We start from the raw sequence: 21,473 nt of genomic DNA on the forward strand, positions 1-21,473 counted from the left end.
TATTGCTACAAATAAAAATGTGTTTGTAAATTTTAATTAAAACTTTAGTAAATCATTCACATAATAAATAGCTGTAAAACTTAAAAATTAATAATACTGATGTATTTTTACATAATCATTTAAACTTTTATGTCGAAAAGAAAGAAAACTAAAAAGAAATATCGTTTTGTAAGAAGAACTTTAAGGGTTCTTATTGCTGTTTTGTTTTTTTTCCTTTTTTTAGTTTTATTTATCCGAAGTTCTTGGGGACAAAATTTAATTGTACAAAAAGCTGTTAATTATGTTTCTAATAAAACCAATACAAAAGTAGCGATAAATAAGTTGTTTATTACTTTTGATGGAGACATCCAGTTAAATGGTTTATTTTTAGAAGATAAAAAAGGTGATACCTTAATTTATTCGAAATCTCTAGAAGCAAACGTACCACTTTTTGCAATGATTTCAGGAAAATCTATCGGTGTAGATAATTTAGAATGGAATGGAGTAAGAGCAAATATCTTAAGAAAAGACACGCTAAATAATTATAATTTTCAGTTTTTAATTGATGCATTTGCATCAGAAAACACTGCGGAAGTAGCTAAAGATACAGCAACAAATCCTGTTGATATTGTCTTAGGAACTTTAAATTTTAAAAACATAAATGTAAATTTTAAAGATGATGTTTTAGGTATTGATAGCAAGTTTAAGATTGGTAGTTTAGCTGCAGATATCGACAAAGTTGATGTGAATTCTATGCATTTTGATGTTCATGAAGTTGGACTTAAAAATTCTGAAATCTCTTATATTCAAAAGCCTCCATCAATAGTTTTACCTGCTACAGAAGTAATTTTACCAACAATTACTGCGGATAAGATCTCGATTAATAACACAAAAGCTTTCTATCAATCTAAGATAGATAATTTGTCTGCAAATGTTACCATCACAGATTTTTATTCAGAAATACCTAGCGCAGATTTAAAAAAGAATAGCTTCGATATAAATACAATTCAGTTACATAAATCAGAAATTTTATTAGCTTTAAATTCTAAAGACAATCAAAAAGTAAATAATAACACACCAGTAACTTTTAGTTGGCCAGCAATCGATTTAAAAATAGATGAAATAGATTTTTCAGAAAACAAAGTTCAATCTGCTGTAAATAATCAAAAACCGAGTTTAAATGTATTTAATCCAGAAGCTTTATTTATTGATAATTTAAATTTAAAAGCGAAAGAAATTAAATTAAAAGATAAACAAGCGGAATTAGAAATCGAGCGTTTTAATTTTAAAGAAAAATCTGGTTTAAATCTTTCAAAATTTCAATTAACTATAAAGGCAACAGATACAAAAACTAGTATTTCCGATTTAAAAATTGCTGTCAATCAAAATAAAATATCGGGTAATTTACAAGCTAATTACACATCATTATCCAAACTAGTTTCTTCACCAGAAACTACAAATTTGCAAATCAATTTGCCTTCATTTAATGTTTGGTTAAAAGAGGTTTTTAGATTTCAGCCGCAATTAAAAGAAAATGAATACTTATCTAAATTAAGTGCAAAAGCATTTCAAGGAAAATTATTTTTAGACGGAAATTTAAATGATTTAAAGATTGAAAATACTAGTGTTAATTGGGGTAATGCTACAAATGTTTCTTTAAACGGAAGTGTCAAGAATGCTACAAATCCGGATAAATTACAATTGAATTTGCCAAATTTTAAAGCTGAAACTAAAAGAGCAGATCTTTTACAAATTGTTAATGAAAAAGAATTAAATTTAAAATTACCTGAAGAAATTTTAATTACTGGTAATGTTAACGGAAGTTTAAAGAACAGTAAAATTGATGCTAGTATAAATACATCTCAAGGTAATGCTTTTGTAGAGGGAAATTTATCTAATGATACAAATATTAGTTACAATGTTAAAGCATCTATTACAGATTATGATTTAGGTGAATTATTACAAAATGAAAATTTTGGCGCTTTATCACTTTCATTACAATCTAACGGAACTGGTGAAAATCTAAATAATTTAGATGCGAAATTAGAAACAAACATTTCTAAATTTCAGTTACAAGAATATGTAATTAAAGATTTAAGTTTAGAAGGTAATTTTAAAGATGGTGTTGGTGTTATTTCTTCTAATTATAAAGATGATAATTTAAATTTAAATCTTAACGGATCTATTATTTTAGATTCTGTAGCAACACAAGCAAATGTAGATTTAAATGTAATTGGTGCAGATTTACAAGCTTTAGGTCTTTTAAATAGAAATGTTAAAACGGGTATGGATGTATCTGTTGATTTTAAAGGAAATATAGATAGTTATAATATAAAATCTACTATTAAAAATGGTGTTGTAGTTTACGATAATAACACGTATTTACTTGGTGCTGTAAATGCAGAAGCTTTTATTAATAAAGACACCACTGCTGTTAAAATAAATAACAAAATGTTAAATGTTAATTTGCAGTCTAACACAGATCCAGAAACGTTTAGCAAAGGTTTGCAACGTCATGTTTTAAGTTATTTTTACAGAGATGATAAAGTTTCCGACACAATTAAAAATCCTATAAATTTAAAATTAGAAGCAAAAATTTCGCAAACTTCTTTTATTAAAGACGTTTTTCTGGTGAACCTAAAAGATATTGATACCATTGATATTGCATTAGATTTTAAAGAACAAGAAAGACTTTTAAAAGCAAATGTTTCTGCACCATTTATTAATTATAGTGGTAATAAATTAGATAGTTTGTCTTTTTCTATGGATACAGATAAAGAGAGTTTCAATTTTAATTTAGGTTTTAAAAACATTAAAGCGGGTCCTGTAGATGTACCCAAAACTGTAATTACTGGTAACCAAACTAATAATGAATTAGCGCTTAATTTCTTAGGATTTCACAAAGGTGAAAAATTGATGAATGTAAATACTAAAATTACAGGAAATCGAGATCGACTAAAATTTACGGTAAACAAAGACAGTTTAATTTTAAATAAAAGTAAATGGTCTATACCAGAAGAAAATGAAATTGTTTTAGAAAATAATAACTTAACCTTTTCGAATTTTAGAATCAATAAAGAAAATCAATCTATAGAAATTACAAACAACTTAAAAAATATTCAGAAAAAACACATTGCGTTGGTGTATAATAACTTTAACATAAATGAAGTTTTTAATTATTTGAATCCGGAAGATGAAATAGCAAACGGTGTTTTAAATGGCGATTTTGTACTTGTAGAACCTTTTACAAATACAGGTGTTATTGCAGATGTTTCGGTTTCTAATTTTAAAGTTTTAAATACCAATTTGGGTAAATTATCTATGGATGCAAAATCTTTAGGAAATAATAAATATAATTTTAATACCTATTTAAAAGAAGGTGACGTCGATTTAGATCTAAAAGGAGATTACTTTGTAAATAATAATATTGCAAATTTAAACCTAGATTTAGACATAAATCAGTTTAAAATGAATGCTCTTAAAACTCTTTCTTTAGGAGAAATAAAAGAAACTAGCGGAAGTTTTTCTGGCGATTTTAAAGTTACTGGTACAACAAGCAAACCTAAATACAATGGTAGTTTAACGTTTGATAATGCTGTTTTTAATATCACAAAGTTAAATACAAAATTTACGTTAAAAGAAGAGCAATTAACTGTAGATAATTCGGGTATTTCGATGGCTAATTTTACAGTTTTGGATGCTAAAAATAATGCATTAACGCTTTCTGGAGACATTAAAACCGAAAGTTTTATAAATCCAGAATTCGATTTAAAATTAAAAGCAGAAAACTTTAGAATTTTAAACGCAACACAAAAAGACAATCCAGATTTGTATGGTAAAGTTACTTTTAACACCAATGCAACATTAACTGGTGATTTACAAATACCAAAAGTAAATGCCAACTTTACACTTGGTAAAGATACAGATGTAACTTATGTAATGCCATCTACGTATGCAAATGTAGAAGAAAGAGATGGTGTTGTGGCTTTTGTAAATCGAAAAAATCCGGATGCTATTTTAACGCAAACAGAAGAACAATCTGCAGTAATTAGCGGGTTTGATATTTCTTCTCAATTAAAAATTAACAAAGAAGCTGTAGTTACCATTATTATAAACGAAGATACTGGCGATAATTTTAAAGTTTCTGGAGAAGGAGATTTTCTTTTTACAATGGTGCCAAATGGTAGAATTACGTTTACTGGAGCATATCAAGTAGCTAGCGGGCATTACGAACTAACATTATACAATTTAGTTAATAGAAAATTTTTGCTTGCACCTGGCGGAAGAGTTACTTGGTCTGGTGATCCTTTTGATGCAAAATTAGATGTAAGTGCCATTTATAAATTAGAAACGTCTGCATCTTCTTTAATGGCGGCACAAATTTCAAATGAAGATGTATCAGTACAAAATAAGTACAAACAAGTATTACCTTTTCAGGTATATTTAAATATTGATGGCGAATTATTACAGCCAAAAATATCTTTTGATTTAAGCATGCCAGAAGAAGAACAAGGTGCCATTGGTGGACAAGTTTATGTTAGAGTTCAGCAAATTAAGCAGCAAGAAGAAGAATTGAACAAACAAGTTTTTTCGTTATTAGTACTTAATAGATTTTATCCTGATGCTGGTAGCGATGGTAGTTTTGGTGGTTTTGCATCCATAGCAAGAAACAATTTAAACGATGCAGTTTCAGAACAATTAAATACTTTTTCTGATAAACTTTTGGGTAAATCTGGGATAGAATTAGATTTCGGTTTAAACAGTTTTACAGATTATCAAGGTGATGCACCAACAGACAGAACGCAACTAGATGTTGCTGCACAAAAACAACTGTTTAACGAAAGGTTAACCGTTAGAGTTGGTAGCGAAATTGATATACAAGGAAGTAGCACAACCGGAGAGCAAACTCCGTTAATTGGTAATGTTAGTTTAGAATATAAAATAACAGAAGATGGCAGATATCGTTTAAAAGGATTTAGAAAAAGTGAATTCGAAAATGTGATCGATGGTCAAACTATTGTTAGCGGAATTGGGTTGATTTTCACACAAGAATTCAATGAATTTCAAGAATTATGGAAAGCTCTTTTAGGTTCAAATTCAGACAAGAATACATCAGAAAAAAAGCCAAAAGAAGAAGAGAATCAACCAAAATCAGCTAAAAAATCTGTTAATAAAAAGAATTAAACTTTGAATAAAATTGTTAAACACTTATTAATTGCAGTACTTTTTGGTACATTTTTATATTCTTGTAGTATTCAAAAATACATACCCGAAGACGAGCGTTTATACACTGGTGCAAAAATTGAAATGGATGTAGATTCTGCGGTAGATAATGCAACCAATTTAAAAGTAGATTTAAATACAGTGCTAAGACCAGAACCAAATTCTAAGTTTTTAGGTGCTTATTTAGGCTTGTACTATTATTACAAAAATCAAAAAGAGAATCCTAACTTTTTAAATAAATGGTTGTTTAAAAGATTTGGTGAAGAACCCGTTTACCAAAGTGATGTAAATGAATTAGAAGTTACAGAAATACTAAAAAACAGATTAGAAAATCATGGCTTTTTCTATAGCAGAGCAACTTCTTTTTTTGATGAACAAGATAAAAAAGCAAGCGTAGTTTATAGGTTAAAAGTACCTGCGCCTTATAAAATGGCGAGTTATCAAATAGATAGTATAGAAAGTCCTATTTACCAAGAAATAAAAGAATTAACCAAAAAATCTCCATTTCCAGAAAACATGCGTTTCGATTTAGCGAATTTAAAATTAGAGAGACAACGTTTAGATACCGAATTAAAGCAAAGAGGTTATTATAATTTTAATCCTAGTTTTTTAATTTTTGAAGCAGACACAAATCAATATAAAAATAAAAGATTCGATTTGTTTTTAAAATTGAAGGCAAAAGTGCCTCAGAAAGCTACAATTCCGTATCAAGTAAAAAAGATAAATATTTACCCAAATTTTAATTTAAAAGATTCTACAAACGTAAAAGAAACCAGGTTCGATAATAAAAGTTATTTTCAAGATTCTGTGTTTTTTAAACCAAAATATTTAGATGATTTTATTACAATTAAAGAAGACGAAAACTACAATCCGTTAACATCTAAAAATACAGCAAGACGCTTGTCTTCTATTGGTGCTTACAAATATGTAAACATTCAGTATAAAGAATTAGAAAGTTTAGAAACAGATAGTTTAGGTGTTTTAGAAGCCAATATATTTTTATCGCCGTTAACAAAAAGAGCTATTAGGGCAGAATTACAAGCGGTTACAAAGTCTAATAATTTTGCAGGCCCAGAATTGTCTTTAACTTACAGCAATAGAAACCTTTTTAAAGGTGGCGAAACACTAAATATAAGCACAAATTTTGGTTATGAAACACAAGTTTCTAGTGGCGAAAATTCTGGTTTAAGTAGTTTAGAATTAGGTTTAAAAACCGAATTAATTTTTCCGAGAGTTATTGCTCCTTTTTCTATTGATGAAGATTTTTTTGAATATTCTGTACCTAAAACAAAAACGAGTTTAGGTGTAACATATTTAAATAGAAGTAAGTTGTATACACTACTGTCTGGTAGTGCGCTTTTTGGTTATGTTTGGAATGCAAATAAATATATTACTTACGAGTTAAACCCTATTTCGGTAAATTATACAAGATTATCAAACACTACAGAAGAGTTTCAGCAAATATTAGAAGACAACTCTTTTCTAGAACAAAGTTTTGAGCAACAATTTATAAGCGGATTAACATTTTCGTTTACTTATAATGAAATGTTGAATAATGCTAAAACTCATCAATTTTATTTAAATTCTACATTAGATATAGCAGGGAATTCTATAAGTTTATTAGCAAAAGAAAATGAAACAAATGGTACTAAAGAATTTTTAGGTTTGCAATATGCACAATATGCAAAAGCAGATTTTGATGCAAGATATCATTATAATTTTGGTGCAAATAAAAATCAAACCATTGCAGCGAGATTGTTTGCTGGTTATGGTTATGCATATGGTAATTCTGATGTTGTTCCGTTTGTAAAACAATATTATGCTGGTGGCCCATATAGTGTTAGAGCATTTAATATTCGATCTTTAGGGCCAGGAACTTACAATGGAAATGATGTTGCAGATAACACAGATACAACAAGTAATTTTTTTGATAAAACTGGTAATATTCGTTTAGAAGCAAATCTAGAATATCGTTTCCCAATCTTTTCGTTTTTTAAAGGAGCGGTTTTTGCTGATGCTGGAAATGTATGGAATTCTAAAGCAAATCCAGATTTTGGCACTGCAGGTAAAGATAAGTTTACATCAAATTTTATAAACGAATTAGGAATCGGAGCAGGTGTTGGTGTTCGTGTAGATGTGCAAGGTTTTGTAATTCGTTTCGATTTGGCTGCACCATTTCATGATCCGGCGTTACAAGAAGGCAAGCGTTGGGATTTTAGAGTAGACGAACCTGTATTTAATTTTGCAATTGGTTATTCTTTTTAAAAAGTATTAAAAACCAGTAACCATTTTTTCTAAGGCTATTTTGTCTAAAATTTTAATGTTTTTACCTTTAAATTCGATAACGTTTTTCTTCTTAAGATCAGAAAGTAATCGAATTGCAGATTCTGTTGCTGTACCAATAATATTTGCAATATCTTCTCTGGAAAGCTGAATGTTAATATTACCGTCTGCATTTATACCAAATTTAGTTTCTAAGTGCAAAAGAGTTTCTGCTAAACGTTGTTTTACTGTTTTTTGAGCCATATCTACAATTAAATTGTCTGCTGTTTTTAAAGAATTGGCCATATCTTTTAAAACACTCATTGTAAAATTATTGTTTTTCTCTAAATCTCTAATAATTTCATCTTTCGGAATAAAACAAATTTCCATATCATTTAAAGCCACAGCTTTTAGGTTCGAAACTTCTTCAGAAATTAAACTGCGTTCACCTAATAAATCACCTTTTTGCACCAAGTTAACAATTTGATTTCTACCGTTATCGCTCATTTTAGAAACTTTGCAAACACCATCTTTAATGCAAAAAACACCATTGATGTGTTCTCCTTCATCAAAAAGAATTTCGCCTTTTTTTATAATTTTAGAAGTTTTGCAATTAGACATTCTTAACAATTCTTCTTTAGAAAGATGTTTTAAAGAATTAAACTGTCGAACAATACATTGTTCACATTTGCTCATGTTAAAAATGTTTTAGGTAAAATCAAAAATAGTAAAAACCTGATAAATATCATATTTTAAAAGACACTCTTATTAGAAATTTGCAATAGGCAAAAGAGTAAATATGAATTCTACACAATGTTATCACTGTGGCGATTCTTGTAATGACAGTTTAATTACGTTTGATGATAAAAGTTTCTGTTGTAACGGTTGTAAAACTGTTTATGAGATTTTTTCTGAAAACGATTTAACGTGTTATTATAATTTTCAAGACAATCCGGGGGCAATACCTTCAGAAATTAAAGGCAAATACGATTTTTTAGATTCTAAAGAAATCGCAGCAAAATTATTAGATTTTTCTGATGGTGATATAGAAATCGTATCACTTTACATACCACACATTCATTGTAGTTCTTGTATTTGGGTTCTAGAAAATCTACATAAATTAAACGAACATGTTAGTGCGTCTCAAGTAGATTTTCCTAAGAAAAAAGTGAGAGTTACTTATAACTCTGCTAAAACAACAATTAAAGAAATTGTACTGTTATTAAGTGCAATTGGTTACGAGCCTTACATTAGTTTAGAAGATTATGAAAGCGGAAAAAAAGCAGTTGATAGAAGTTTAATTTACAAACTTGGTATTGCGGGTTTTGCATTCGGAAACGTAATGTTTTTATCTTTTCCAGAGTATTTCGAAGTCGATGGTTTTTGGATAGAAAAGTATAAGAACATTTTTAGATGGTTGATGTTTTTCTTTTCGTTACCCGTAGTTTTTTATGCAGGTAAGGATTATTTTATTTCTGCTTATAAAGGTTTGCGATCTAAAATATTAAATATTGATGTGCCGATAGCATTGGGTATTTCGGTGTTATTTATTAGAAGTTCTGTAGAAATAATTTTCGATTTAGGAACCGGTTTTTTTGATAGTTTAACCGGCTTGGTTTTCTTTTTATTACTAGGTAAATTTTTTCAGCAAAAAACTTACAATTTCTTGTCTTTTGAGCGTGATTACAAATCGTATTTTCCTATTGCGGTCACAAAAATAACTAAGGATAATCAAGAAGAAACCGTACAGATTTATGATGTTGAAAAAGGTGATCGACTATTAATTAGAAATGAAGAATTGATACCTGTAGACGGAATTTTAATAAACGGAAATGCAGACATTGATTATAGTTTTGTTACTGGAGAAGCAGAGGCGGTTTCAAAAAAATCTGGGGATAAACTTTTTGCAGGTGGTAAACAACTTTCTGGAAGCATAGAAATGGAAGTTTTAGCATCGGTTTCTCAAAGTTATTTAACTCAGTTATGGAGTAACGATGTTTTTCAAAAAGAGCCCAAGTCGCATTTTAAAACAATAACAGACAGAATTAGTAAAAATTTTACAATTGCAGTTTTGGCAATTGCGTTTATAGCAACATTATTTTGGTTATTTATAGATGTCAACAAAGCATTAAACGTATTTACGGCAGTTTTAATAATTGCTTGTCCTTGTGCAATAGCATTAGCGGCGCCATTTACTTTAGGAAATATGTTGCGCATTTTTGGTAAACAAAAATTCTATTTAAAAAATGCCACTGTAATAGAGCAATTGGCAAAAATAGATACTATAATTTTTGATAAAACAGGTACATTAACAACGCACAAAGAAAATACAATTTCTTATGATGGAACAGCACTAAATACTCTCGAAAAAAGAATTTTAAAAAGTGCTTTAAGATCTTCTAATCATCCGTTAAGTAGAACTTTATACAATACATTTTCTAAGTTAGATTCAGTACCAATTTCTAAGTACGATGAGTTTGTTGGTAAAGGAATTGTAGCAACTTATAATAACGAAATTTTAAAATTAGGATCTTCTAATTTCGTGCTAAATTCTAGTGAGTCTTCTAATTTAGATACAGCAATTTATATCAGTTTTAATGGCGTTTATAAAGGTAAATTTACTTTTAAAAATTCTTACAGAAAAGGAGTAAAAGGATTATTTAAATCTTTAAAAGATAAATTTAGTTTATCTGTGGTTTCTGGAGATAATGAAGGAGAGAAATTGTACTTAGAACAAAATCTACCAAGAGAAACCACGCTTTTATTCAACCAAAAGCCAGAAGATAAATTAAATGTAATAGCACAACTTCAAAAAGAAAACAAAAAAGTGGCTATGATTGGCGATGGTTTAAATGATGCTGGCGCTTTGGCACAGAGTGATGTAGGTATTGCTTTATCAGAAAATATCAATGTTTTTTCACCTGCTTGCGACGGAATTTTAGATGCATCAAAATTCTCTAAAATAGCAACGTTTATTAACGCATCTAAAAAGGCTATTAAAATTATAAAGTATAGCTTTTTACTGTCTTTATGTTACAATTTAATTGGTTTGGGTTTTGCAATTACAGGTAATTTGATGCCCGTTATTGCAGCTATTTTAATGCCTTTAAGTTCTATTAGTATCGTAATCTTTACAACAATTTCTACCAATATTTTGGGTAAAAAAATAAAATAATATGCAAAATTCTTTAATTCAGAAATATAATATTCCAGGTCCTAGGTACACAAGTTATCCAACAGTTCCTTTTTGGAACAAAGCCGGAATCGATAAAAATGTTTGGATAAATTCCTTTAAAGCTTCTTTTAAAGAAAGCAACACATCCGAAGGGATAAGTATTTACATTCATTTACCATTTTGTGAGAGTTTATGTACTTTTTGTGCGTGTCATAAGCACATTACGAAACGTCATGAAGTAGAAGAAGAATACATAGAAACTGTTTTAAAAGAATGGAAATTGTATGTTGCTTTGGTTGATGAAACGCCAATAATTAAAGAGTTGCATTTAGGTGGCGGAACACCAACTTTTTTTTCGAAAGAAAATTTAGAATATTTAATGAATGGAATTTTTTCGATTTCTAAAAAACATCAAAATGCAGAATTTAGTTTCGAAGGACATCCAAGTAACACAACCAAAGAGCAACTACAAACTTTATATAATTGTGGTTTTAGAAGGGTAAGTTTTGGTGTGCAAGATTATAATGAAAAAGTACAGAAAGCAATTCATAGAATTCAGCCGTTTGTAGAGGTAGAAAAGGTTACAAATTGGTCTAGAGAAATAGGATATACATCTGTTAGTCACGATTTAATTTTCGGATTACCATTTCAAACTAAAGAAAATGTAATCTACACAATTAATAAAACAAAAGAATTACAACCCGATAGAATTTCTTTTTACAGTTACGCACATGTACCTTGGGTAAAAGGAGTAGGGCAAAGAGGTTTTAATGAAAATGATTTGCCTGCAAACGAAGAAAAAAGAGAACTGTACGAAATAGGTAAAGAACTTTTTGCTGCTTTGGGCTATGTAGAAATTGGTATGGATCATTTTGCTTTAAAAACAGATAGTTTATTTAAGGCAACAGAGCATAAAACTTTGCATAGAAACTTTATGGGCTATACGGCAAATAAAACTCAATTAATGGTTGGTTTAGGTATGTCTGCAATTTCAGATTCTTGGTATGCTTTTGCACAAAATGTAAAGACAGTAAAAGAATATCAGCAAATAGTAAACTCTGGTGAAATTCCTATTTTTAGAGGACACCTTTTATCTGAAGAAGATAGAATTATTAGAAAACATATTTTAAATATTATGTGTCATTTTTCTACTTCTTGGGAAGATGATAGCTTAAAAATTAAAAATATAGAAAACCATCTGACTTTACTAAAAGAAATGGAAAATGACGGTTTGGTTGTGATAAATAAAAATTCACTTTCTGTGCCAGAAGAAGCAAGACCTTTCGTTAGAAATATTTGTATGGCTTTTGATGTGCATCTGTTAAAAAACAAACCAAAAACACAATTATTTTCTATGACAATTTAAAGATAAATTTTAAACATGACAAATGTCATATTTTAAGAAATGTATCAATATTATTTTTGTTGTATCAATTATCAGGCAAGATATGAGCGTAATATATTTACTACTTACACTAAGTATTTTAGTGGCATTAATATTTTTTATAGCATTTATTTATTCAGTTAAAAAAGGGCAATACGATGATTCGTATACACCATCTGTTCGCATGCTTTTTGATGATGAGCTAATTATAAAAAAACAAGAAAAATCAACTTTAGACTAAATTTTAAATTATGGAAATGCAACAATTTTATTACGATAATAAAATCGTAAAAAAATTCATCTACGCAACATTACTTTGGGGAATTGTAGGATTCTCTGTAGGTTTATTGCTAGCGTTTATGTTTTTATTCCCAAACGTAACAGACGGAATTTCGTGGTTAAGTTTTGGGCGTTTAAGACCCTTACATACAAATGCAGTAATTTTTGCCTTTGTAGGCAATGCAATTTTTGCAGGTGTTTATTACTCTTTACAACGTTTGTTAAAAGCAAGAATGGCAAGTAACTTTTTAAGTAATTTTAATTTTTGGGGCTGGCAAGCAATTATTGTAGCTGCCGCAATTACATTGCCATTAGGTTATACTTCGTCTAAAGAATATGCAGAATTAGAGTGGCCTATAGATATTGCAATAGCTTTAGTTTGGGTTGCTTTTGGTGTTAACATGATCTGGACTATTCTACAAAGAAGACAAAGACATTTATATGTTGCAATTTGGTTTTATTTAGGAACCTTTGTTACCGTAGCTGTGTTACATATTTTTAATAGTTTGGCATTACCAGTAGGTTTTTTAAAGTCTTATTCTGTGTATGCTGGTGTGCAAGATGCTTTGGTGCAATGGTGGTATGGTCACAATGCAGTTGCTTTCTTTTTAACAACTCCGTTTTTAGGTTTAATGTATTACTTTGTTCCTAAAGCAGCAAACAGACCTGTTTATTCTTACAGATTATCAATTGTACACTTTTGGTCTTTAATATTTATTTATATCTGGGCAGGACCACACCATTTATTATATACTTCATTACCAGATTGGGCACAAAACTTAGGTGTTGCATTTTCTGTAATGTTAATAGCGCCTTCTTGGGGTGGAATGATAAACGGACTGCTAACATTAAGAGGAGCTTGGGATAAAGTAAGAACAGATCCTGTTTTAAAATTTATGGTAGTTGCAATTACGGGTTATGGTATGGCAACTTTTGAAGGCCCGATGCTTTCTCTAAAAAATGTTAATGCAATTGCACATTTTTCTGATTGGATTATTGCACACGTACATGTTGGTGCATTAGCATGGAATGGGTTTTTTACTTTCGGTATGTTGTATTGGTTAATACCTAGAATGTTTAAAACTAAATTATACTCAACAGGTTTGGCAAATTTCCATTTCTGGATTGGTACTCTAGGTATAATAATGTACACTTTACCAATGTATGTTGCAGGTTTTGTACAAGCTTCTATGTGGAAACAATTTAATCCGGACGGAAAATTAACTTACGGAAACTTCCTAGAAACTGTCAACGAAATTATACCAATGTATTGGATGCGTGCTATAGGAGGATCTTTATTTATTGTAGGTGCAATTGTAATGTTGTACAACGTTGTTAGAACTGTAAAAGCAGGTGTTGGCGTTACAGACGAATTAGCAGAAGCACCAGCTTTAACTAAAGTTTCTAAATACAGAACAAAAGGAGAAGGATGGCATACTTGGATTGAAAGAAAACCAATTAAATTAACATTATATGCTACAGTAGCTATTTTAATTGGTGGTGTTGTACAAATTATACCAACTTTATTAGTGAAATCTAATATACCAACAATTAGCAGTGTAAAACCTTATACACCATTAGAATTAGAAGGTAGAGATCTTTACATAAGAGAAGGCTGTGTTGGTTGTCACTCGCAAATGGTAAGACCTTTTAGAAGTGAAGTAGAGCGTTATGGCGAGTATTCTAAAGCAGGTGAATTTGTGTACGATCATCCTTTTTTATGGGGAAGTAAACGTACTGGGCCAGATTTACATAGAATAGGGCAGAAGTATAACGATAGTTGGCACCTTAATCATATGTACGATCCACAAAGTACATCCGAAGGTTCTATAATGCCTGCCTATAAATGGTTGGTAAGAAACGAGCTAGATAAATCGAATACAGAAAATAAAATGAAAGCAATGGTAACTTTAGGTGTACCATATACTGAAGAAGAAATTTCAAATGCGCAAGCTAATATGTTAGCTCAAGGTACACAGATTGAAGAAAATCTATATTCAGATCCAGATTTTGCAAAAACTTATGAAGCTGATAAAAAATATGCAAAAGATAATGGCGAAGCTTTTATAGAAATGAAAAACAGAGAAATTGTAGCGATTATAGCTTACATACAACGTTTAGGTACAGATATAAAAGTTAAAGACGAACAAAAACCTACTAAAAAATAGAAATTATGTTTAAATTTTTAAAAGGACATTTAGAAAGTATTACAGGTATAGAAATTTATCCAATGATATCATTAGTTATATTCTTTACTTTTTTTGTAGCCTTGTTTTGGTGGGTTTTTACAGCCAAAAAAGACTATATCAGTAAAGTAAGCAGTATACCATTAGATAATTAAAAAGTTAGTAAAATGAAAAAATCTATACAGTCTACAGTATATGTAATTTTTGTAATTGTTACGTTTATAACGCTTGCAAAATCGTTTATGGTGTATGAAAACCCATTTAGTTTTTATGAGAATCCGTTGGTTTGGTTGGCCTTAATTGGTTTTGTTTTAGTAGTTGTTTTAAAAGAAGTTGTTAATGTATTAGCAATTAAAAGAGCTACAGAACTGCAAAACGAAAAAGATGGTATTGTGCCAGAACCAAGTAATGCTTGGATTCAAAAATTATTAAAATCTTGGACCAAAGCAAAAGCAATAGAAGAAGAGCAAGAAATAGTTTTAGATCATGATTACGACGGAATTAGAGAATTAGATAATTCGCTTCCGCCATGGTGGATTTATATGTTTTATGCAACCATAATTTTCGCGGTTGTTTATTTAGTAAGATTCGAAGTTTTAGATGGCGATAATCAGGTGGTAGAATATAATAAGGCGGTTGCAGAAGCAAAAGCAGCGTTAAACAAATACAAAGCCACAGCTAAAGATTTAATTACAGCAGAAAATGTAACACTTTTAACAGATGCTAAAGATTTAAGTAGAGGTAGAGCAGTGTTTAATTTAAACTGTGCTTCTTGTCATCAAAAAGATGGAGGAGGTTCTATTGGACCAAATTTAACAGATGAATATTGGATTTTGGGTGGCGGAATTAAAAATGTCTTTGCAACTATTTCTAATGGTGGTAGAGATGGTAAAGGAATGATTGCTTGGGATAAAACATTAAAAACTGCAGATATTGCAAAAGTAGCAAGTTATGTTCTAACCCTTCAAGGTACAACACCTACCGTTGCTAAAGCACCACAAGGAGAAATCTGGACAGAAGAATAATACAGAAAAAGGAAAAGTAATTTAATAGTTAATTTTTATGGATAAGCCCAAGAACGAGTATTTTAGAGATAGTATTGCGACTGTTAATAATGAGGGAAAGCGTTCTTGGGTATTTCCTAAAAAACCAAGCGGATTTTTCTATAAATACAGAACTTACGTTAGTTATTTTTTATTACTTTTTTTATTATCTGCACCTTTTATAAAAATTAATGGCAACCAATTTTTATTGTTTAATGTATTAGAAAGAAAATTTAATATTTTCGGATTTCCTTTTTGGCCACAAGACTTTCATTTATTAGTTATTTCAATGATTGTTGGTGTTGTTTTTGTAATTCTCTTTACGGTTGTTTTTGGTCGTATTTTCTGCGGATGGATTTGTCCGCAAACCATATTTCTCGAAATGGTTTTTAGAAAAATAGAATATTGGATTGATGGTGATCGAGGCAAACAAATCCGTTTAGATAAACAACCTTGGAATGCAGAGAAAATTAGAAAAAGACTCTTAAAATGGTTTGTGTTTTTTATAATTTCTTTTTTAATCGCAAATGTATTTTTAGCATATTTAATTGGTGGAGATACACTAATAAATTACATAACTGGTAATCCTTTAGATAATATTAGTACATTAATTTCATTAACAATTTTTACCTGTGTATTCTATTTTGTGTTTGCTTGGTTTAGAGAGCAAGTTTGCATAATTGCTTGTCCGTATGGTCGATTACAAGGTGTTTTGTTAGACAATAAAACAATTAATGTCACCTATGATTATAAGAGAGGCGAAGGAGAAAACGGTCGTTCAAAATTCAGAAAAAATGAAGATAGAAATGCTTTAGGTAAAGGAGATTGTATTGATTGTAAACAATGTGTAGTTGTTTGTCCTACAGGTATAGATATAAGAAACGGTACACAGTTAGAATGCGTTAATTGTACAGCTTGTATAGATGAATGCGATCATATGATGGAGAATGTGGGTTTACCTAAAGGATTGATTAGATATGCAAGTGAAGATAACATTGCAAAGAAAAAACCTTTTGAGTTTACAGCTAGAATGAAAGGTTATTCTGCAGTTCTGTTAATTTTAACCGGTATTTTAATTGGTATGCTATTTCTAAGAAACGATGTAGAAGCAAGAATTTTAAGGCTACCAGGGCAATTATATCAGCATAAAGAAAATAATATCATCAGTAACGTTTATACGTTTAAGGTGATCAATAAAACAACAAAAGATATTACAGATGTTAGCTACAAATTGTTATCTCATAAAGGAGAAATAAAATTAGTTTCTAACAAAAATTTTGTAGTTCCAAAACAAGGTTTGGCAGAAGGTACTTTGTTCATCGAAATTAATCAAGCAGCTTTAAAAGGTGATAAAGACAAGCTAGAAATTGGCGTTTATACAAAAGGAAAATTAATAGAAACGGCTAAGTCTAGTTTTTTAGGACCTAGAAGTTATAAATAATAAGATTATGAAATTTAATTGGGGAACGGGTATTGTAATAGCAATTGTGGCTTTTATGGGGTTTATTTTGTACTTCGTAATAACTATGAGTACAAATAATTCTTACAGTCATGATTTAGTAACAGAAAAATATTACCAAAAAGAATTAGGTTTTCAAAATGAAATTGATGCAACACAAAATGCAAATAATTTAGAAGAGAACGTAAAAATTTTAAAAGTTAATAATGATTTAAAAGTAATATTTCCTGCAGTATTTAACCCTAAAAAGATTCAAGGAAAAGTGTTCCTATACAGACCATCTAATAAACAATTAGATTTCGAAATTCCTATTTCGATTTCTAATTCATATTTGCTCGTGCCTGAGAAGCGTTTGTTAGGTGGTCGATGGAACATTAGTGTTGCTTTCAAATACAATGATAAAGAATATTTAGTAAAACAAGAAATAGAATATTAATGTTAATATCTGCACTAATTTTTGGTTTATTGGGTAGCTTTCATTGCATTGGTATGTGCGGGCCAATAGCATTTATGCTACCAATAGATAGGCAAAATAAAACCAAAGGTTTTCTGCAGGTTATGATTTATCATTTTGGTAGATTGTTAACATATGCATTAATTGGCTTATTGTTTGGTTTGTTGGGTAAAGGTTTTTATTTCTTCGGATTTCAACAGCAAATATCAATTATTGTTGGTGTATTCATGATTTTATTTATTCTTTTTCCAAAGCTTTTTCATAAAATTAAATTTTCTAAAAAAGTAAACGCTTTATTAGTGCATTTAAAAAACACTTTAGGTAAAGAGTTAAAAAAGAAAAGAAACGATACTTTTTTTACAATAGGTTTTCTTAATGGATTTTTACCGTGCGGGTTAGTTTATATGGCTTTATTTGGTGCCTTGGCAACTAAAAATGCTTTAGAAGGTAGTTTGTATATGTTTTTATTTGGTTTGGGTACAGTGCCGTTAATGACCTCTGTTGTTTTCTTAGGAAACTTTGCAAAAGGAAGTTTAAAGAAATCAATTCAGAAAGCAATACCTTATGTTGTTGTTTTTATAGGTTTATTATTTATTGTTAGAGGTCTTGGTTTAGGCATTCCGTATGTATCACCAAAACCAATTTTAGATATTGTTTCTAATAATGCAAGTTGCCATTAAATATTTGAATAATTTCTAAAGAACAACTATTATTTTTTATTTTTAACTGTGTTAAAACTTATTAGAACAAAGAATTCTTAAAGATTTTTATAATATATTTGATTTTCTTAAAAAACGCTATTGGGTTAATGAAGTTTACAAGTATTAAAATCTGTCTTTTATTTATTGTTTTATTTTCAATAAAAAACCAAGCACAAGAAACGTTACCAATTTATACAGATTACTTATCAGATAATGTTTTTTTAGTACACCCTTCAGCAGCAGGTATTGGTAATTCTAGTAAATTAAGATTAACTGCAAGACAACAATGGATTGGTGTACCAAATGCACCTGCATTACAAACGGTAAGTTTTCATACCAAATTTGGCGAAGAATCGAATGCTGGTTATGGTTTGGTTTTATTTAATGATAAAAACGGATTTCACTCTCAGCAAGGTATGCAAGGTGCTTATGCTTATCATTTACCAATGAGCACGAGTAAAATGTTTCAACAATTATCTTTTGGTTTGGCTTTTTCTTTTGTACAAAACCAATCAGATCAAAGAACATTTTCTGGAGATAGACCAGGTGTTGTTAGTCAAATTATAGAAAGTACAAGTTACTATAATGCAGATTTTAGTTTAGCTTATCACAGAGGAGGTTTGTCTTCTTATTTTACAGTTAAAAACTTATTCTTAACAGCAAAAAACAATTTGAATGTTCAAGAACCTTTAGATTTAAGAAATTATATTTTATCCGTTGGTTATTATTTCGGACAAGAAAGATTTGTACAATTTGAACCTTCTGTAATGTTGCAAATAAGAGAAGGAACTAAAGAAAGAATTGCAGATCTAAATTTTAAAGCCTACAAAACTTTTAAAAACACGCAATTTTGGGCAGCACTATCTTATAGAAGAAATTTTGATGCTAGTAGCGAAGATAACTCTTCTTACATCTCGCCTTTAATTGGTGTAAATTATAAGAATTTGATGTTTTCTTACACGCATACAAAGCAATTAAACGATGTATTATTCGCAGAGAATGGATTTCATCAAATTTCTATAGGTTTTAACCTATGGACAAGAGAACCAAGAGGTGCAGCTTGCCCTAATATAAATGCAAGTTACGGTAGCTTTTAGAAATCTTTTTCTATTACTTCTATACCATCATTAACAATTAAATTCTTTAATGCAGTCTTATCTTTGTTGATGTAAATAAAATGAGATGCTTTTTTAGCATCTTTTTTAATTAGATTGTTTTTCTCTAAAATAGCTTTCGTTTGTTTGGCAACTGCTTCGCCAGAATCTATAATTTTAATTTTAGATCCAACAATTTTTCTAATTTGAGGTATTAAATAAGGGTAATGAGTACAACCAAGCACCAAAGAATCGATATCATTTTTAATCATAGGATTCAGGTATTGAAGAAGTAGATCATTCATTTCTTCTGAATGTAATTTTCCGGCTTCTATTAGTTCTACAAGTCCTTTACCTATCGTTTCTTTAATCGTAATATCTTTAGATATAGTTTTAGATGTTTTCTCAAACAAAGTACTGTTTAGCGTTCCTTTTGTTGCTAAAATTCCTATAATTTTAGTTTTTGTAATTAAAGCAGCGGGTTTTATAGCAGGTTCTATCCCTATAAAAGGAATTGCATATTTGTCTCTTAAAAAATCAATTGCATTTGTTGTGGCAGTATTACAAGCAACAACAATTATTTTACAATTTTTAGCTAATAAAAATTCAGTATTTTTAATACACAATGCAATAATTTCTTCTTTGGTTTTTTGACCGTAAGGAGCATTTTTACTATCGGAAAGATAGATTGTATTTTCAAAAGGCAAAAGCGTTATCACTTCTTTTAATATTGATGTGCCACCAACACCAGAATCAAAAAAACCAATAGGATTATTGTTAGATATCATATGCGTAAAAATAAAAAAACCTACTTAAAAAAGTAGGTTTCTTATATAATTTAAAAAGTAGAAATTATTGTCTTGCTTGTTGTGGCTTTGGTAAATCTTTTAATAAACCTAATTTAGCTTTTACAGCACTATATAAATCTTCTCCCTTTTTTACGATTAAACTTTTAGCATCAAGAACATATAAAATTCCTTTAGATGCAGCAGCAGATTCAATTGCTTTTTCAGCTTTTTCTACAATTGGCTTTAAACCATCTGCTTGTTTCTTTTGCATTTCTTGGTAAGCAGCTTGTTGTGCTTGGTCAAATCTTGCCTTGTCTACTTGTACTTCTTGTGCTCTTTGCTTGTTAGTAGCTTCTGTTTGTGTTGCTTGCTCAGCAGTATATTTTTGAACTTTAGCTTCTAACTTTTTCTTTAAACCTTCAATTTCATTTTGGTACGATTTACCTAACTTTTCTAAAGTAGTAGATAATGCTCTTGTTTCTGGCATATTATCTATAACTCTTTGGTAATCTACATGACCTATTTTTTGTGCATTCGCAACACCAGCTACTCCTAAAGTAAATACAGCAATTAATAGTAATGTTTTAAAATTTTTCATTCTTGTTTTTAATTTAATTATTATTCTCTTGTTTTTCTTGCTCTTTCTTTGCGTCTTCTTTTTTCTTTCTAAGCGCTTCTTTCTTTTTTCTAAGCAACTCTCTTTTTTCGTCTCTTTTCTTTAACAGTGCTTGTCTTCTTTCTTCTGCTAATTTTTGCTTCGCTTCTTTATCAGATAGTTTTTTTGCAATTGCTGCTTCTTTTTTAGCGATTGCAGTTTTTTGTTTATCTGTTAATTCTTTTGGCGCACTTGCTTGCTTCTTTTTAGCATTTTTTTGATCTACTAACCTTGTTCTATCAATAGTTGCTAAAACGAGGTCGCTAATATCGTATTTTTTATTTGAATATAGCATTACTAATTCACTAGATTTATCAAAAACAAAATCGTATTTTTTTCTAGCAGAAATACTTTGTATTGCATTGTAAACTTGGTCTTGTATAGGTTTTACTAATTGTTTTCTTAATAAAAACATATCACCTTTAGGTCCAAAATACAAAGATTCTAATCTTCTTAATTCGTCTTGTTTTAATGCTATTTCTTCTTCTTTTTCTTCTATAAGATCTTTTGTAAGAATAGCTTTTTCGTTTGCTAAATCAGTTTTTAGTACTTCAATAAATCTTGCTTCTTTATCTAATTTTTGTCTCCACTTTACTACTTTTTCGTCTAAAGTATTTTGTGCTTCTAGATATTCAGGAACATTTTCTAGAATGTATTCCATATCTATGTAGGCAATAATTTGATTTCTTTGAGCGCAAGAAATACTAACTGTAAATAAAAGAACTGTAAATAAAAATATTTTTTTCATTCGTTTAGTATTTAGAAAAAACCATGCCAAAAAAACTTTAGTC

At 29.6% G+C, this 21,473-nt stretch carries 16 protein-coding genes; 12 read left to right on the top strand and 4 right to left on the bottom strand.

The genetic code is table 11. From position 1 onward, the window contains the following. Positions 1 to 129 precede the first annotated feature (129 nt). Positions 130 to 5,163, top strand: a complete 5,034-nt coding sequence (locus WG950_RS11710) for a translocation/assembly module TamB domain-containing protein (protein ID WP_340932574.1) — start codon at positions 130 to 132, stop codon at positions 5,161 to 5,163. A gap of 3 nt (positions 5,164 to 5,166) precedes the next feature. Next, on the top strand, positions 5,167 to 7,467 hold the full coding sequence (locus WG950_RS11715) for a BamA/TamA family outer membrane protein (RefSeq protein ID WP_340932577.1): 2,301 nt from the start codon (positions 5,167 to 5,169) through the stop codon (positions 7,465 to 7,467). A gap of 6 nt (positions 7,468 to 7,473) precedes the next feature. Here the strand turns inward: WG950_RS11715 and WG950_RS11720 are convergent, their stop codons facing one another. After that, positions 7,474 to 8,160 (bottom strand): Crp/Fnr family transcriptional regulator, encoded by a 687-nt coding sequence (locus tag WG950_RS11720; protein WP_340932578.1) that lies wholly within the window; start codon positions 8,158 to 8,160, stop codon positions 7,474 to 7,476. 103 nt (positions 8,161 to 8,263) lie between these two features. On the opposite strand from WG950_RS11720, the gene WG950_RS11725 reads away from it, so the two are divergent. From WG950_RS11725 to WG950_RS11770, 10 genes are all read left to right on the top strand, one after another. After that, positions 8,264 to 10,639, top strand: coding sequence for a heavy metal translocating P-type ATPase (locus WG950_RS11725; RefSeq protein ID WP_340932579.1), 2,376 nt, complete (start codon positions 8,264 to 8,266; stop codon positions 10,637 to 10,639). Between the two features lies 1 nt (position 10,640). Continuing rightward, a complete protein-coding gene (gene hemN / locus WG950_RS11730; RefSeq protein WP_340932580.1) occupies positions 10,641 to 12,005 on the top strand; it encodes an oxygen-independent coproporphyrinogen III oxidase in 1,365 nt (454 codons plus the stop codon). An 82-nt stretch (positions 12,006 to 12,087) separates the two neighbouring features. Continuing rightward, positions 12,088 to 12,264 (top strand): cbb3-type cytochrome oxidase assembly protein CcoS, encoded by a 177-nt coding sequence (gene ccoS / locus WG950_RS11735; protein ID WP_077810081.1) that lies wholly within the window; start codon positions 12,088 to 12,090, stop codon positions 12,262 to 12,264. Between the two features lie 10 nt (positions 12,265 to 12,274). Next, complete coding sequence (gene ccoN, locus WG950_RS11740) at positions 12,275 to 14,470, top strand: cytochrome-c oxidase, cbb3-type subunit I (RefSeq protein WP_079737269.1); 2,196 nt, start codon at positions 12,275 to 12,277, stop codon at positions 14,468 to 14,470. A gap of 5 nt (positions 14,471 to 14,475) precedes the next feature. Next, positions 14,476 to 14,643, top strand: a complete 168-nt coding sequence (locus WG950_RS11745; protein WP_340932584.1) for a CcoQ/FixQ family Cbb3-type cytochrome c oxidase assembly chaperone — start codon at positions 14,476 to 14,478, stop codon at positions 14,641 to 14,643. Positions 14,644 to 14,655: 12 nt separating this feature from the next. Further along, on the top strand, positions 14,656 to 15,513 hold the full coding sequence (locus WG950_RS11750; protein WP_340932586.1) for a cbb3-type cytochrome c oxidase N-terminal domain-containing protein: 858 nt from the start codon (positions 14,656 to 14,658) through the stop codon (positions 15,511 to 15,513). 37 nt (positions 15,514 to 15,550) lie between these two features. After that, the gene (gene ccoG / locus WG950_RS11755; RefSeq protein ID WP_340932588.1) at positions 15,551 to 16,972 is read left to right on the top strand and encodes a cytochrome c oxidase accessory protein CcoG; all 1,422 of its coding nucleotides are present in this window, start codon (positions 15,551 to 15,553) and stop codon (positions 16,970 to 16,972) included. A gap of 7 nt (positions 16,973 to 16,979) precedes the next feature. Next, entirely contained in the window at positions 16,980 to 17,426 is a 447-nt protein-coding gene (locus tag WG950_RS11760) for a FixH family protein (protein WP_340932591.1), read from the top strand. Beyond that, a complete protein-coding gene (locus tag WG950_RS11765) occupies positions 17,426 to 18,124 on the top strand; it encodes a sulfite exporter TauE/SafE family protein (RefSeq protein ID WP_340932593.1) in 699 nt (232 codons plus the stop codon). The genes WG950_RS11760 and WG950_RS11765 overlap by 1 nt, the downstream gene beginning before the upstream one ends. A gap of 128 nt (positions 18,125 to 18,252) precedes the next feature. Further along, positions 18,253 to 19,242: a PorP/SprF family type IX secretion system membrane protein gene (locus tag WG950_RS11770; protein ID WP_340932594.1), complete on the top strand. Its 990-nt coding sequence runs from the start codon at positions 18,253 to 18,255 to the stop codon at positions 19,240 to 19,242. On the opposite strand, the gene murI is transcribed toward WG950_RS11770, so the two are convergent. The 3 genes from murI to WG950_RS11785 form a co-directional block, all read right to left on the bottom strand. Continuing rightward, the gene (gene murI / locus WG950_RS11775; protein ID WP_340932596.1) at positions 19,239 to 20,027 is read right to left on the bottom strand and encodes a glutamate racemase; all 789 of its coding nucleotides are present in this window, start codon (positions 20,025 to 20,027) and stop codon (positions 19,239 to 19,241) included. The two genes, WG950_RS11770 and murI, sit on opposite strands and share 4 nt — an antisense overlap. 64 nt (positions 20,028 to 20,091) lie before the next feature. Beyond that, a complete protein-coding gene (locus tag WG950_RS11780; protein WP_077810072.1) occupies positions 20,092 to 20,625 on the bottom strand; it encodes an OmpH family outer membrane protein in 534 nt (177 codons plus the stop codon). A gap of 13 nt (positions 20,626 to 20,638) precedes the next feature. Next, positions 20,639 to 21,430 (bottom strand): OmpH family outer membrane protein, encoded by a 792-nt coding sequence (locus WG950_RS11785; protein ID WP_340932599.1) that lies wholly within the window; start codon positions 21,428 to 21,430, stop codon positions 20,639 to 20,641. Between the last annotated feature and the right edge of the window lie 43 nt (positions 21,431 to 21,473).

Origin of the sequence: Polaribacter marinaquae, from assembly GCF_038019025.1 — a bacterium.
GTDB lineage: Bacteria > Bacteroidota > Bacteroidia > Flavobacteriales > Flavobacteriaceae > Polaribacter > Polaribacter marinaquae.

What these genes read in the sequence shown, in the direction of transcription:
- WG950_RS11710 (WP_340932574.1), top strand. Translation starts at nt 130, where the DNA reads ATGTCGAAAAGAAAGAAAACTAAAAAGAAATATCGTTTTGTAAGAAGA.
- WG950_RS11720 (WP_340932578.1), bottom strand. Translation starts at nt 8,160, where the DNA reads ATGAGCAAATGTGAACAATGTATTGTTCGACAGTTTAATTCTTTAAAA.
- WG950_RS11725 (WP_340932579.1), top strand. Translation starts at nt 8,264, where the DNA reads ATGAATTCTACACAATGTTATCACTGTGGCGATTCTTGTAATGACAGT.
- hemN (WP_340932580.1), top strand. Translation starts at nt 10,641, where the DNA reads ATGCAAAATTCTTTAATTCAGAAATATAATATTCCAGGTCCTAGGTAC.
- ccoS (WP_077810081.1), top strand. Translation starts at nt 12,088, where the DNA reads ATGAGCGTAATATATTTACTACTTACACTAAGTATTTTAGTGGCATTA.
- ccoN (WP_079737269.1), top strand. Translation starts at nt 12,275, where the DNA reads ATGGAAATGCAACAATTTTATTACGATAATAAAATCGTAAAAAAATTC.
- WG950_RS11745 (WP_340932584.1), top strand. Translation starts at nt 14,476, where the DNA reads ATGTTTAAATTTTTAAAAGGACATTTAGAAAGTATTACAGGTATAGAA.
- WG950_RS11750 (WP_340932586.1), top strand. Translation starts at nt 14,656, where the DNA reads ATGAAAAAATCTATACAGTCTACAGTATATGTAATTTTTGTAATTGTT.
- ccoG (WP_340932588.1), top strand. Translation starts at nt 15,551, where the DNA reads ATGGATAAGCCCAAGAACGAGTATTTTAGAGATAGTATTGCGACTGTT.
- WG950_RS11760 (WP_340932591.1), top strand. Translation starts at nt 16,980, where the DNA reads ATGAAATTTAATTGGGGAACGGGTATTGTAATAGCAATTGTGGCTTTT.
- WG950_RS11765 (WP_340932593.1), top strand. Translation starts at nt 17,426, where the DNA reads ATGTTAATATCTGCACTAATTTTTGGTTTATTGGGTAGCTTTCATTGC.
- WG950_RS11770 (WP_340932594.1), top strand. Translation starts at nt 18,253, where the DNA reads ATGAAGTTTACAAGTATTAAAATCTGTCTTTTATTTATTGTTTTATTT.
- murI (WP_340932596.1), bottom strand. Translation starts at nt 20,027, where the DNA reads ATGATATCTAACAATAATCCTATTGGTTTTTTTGATTCTGGTGTTGGT.
- WG950_RS11780 (WP_077810072.1), bottom strand. Translation starts at nt 20,625, where the DNA reads ATGAAAAATTTTAAAACATTACTATTAATTGCTGTATTTACTTTAGGA.
- WG950_RS11785 (WP_340932599.1), bottom strand. Translation starts at nt 21,430, where the DNA reads ATGAAAAAAATATTTTTATTTACAGTTCTTTTATTTACAGTTAGTATT.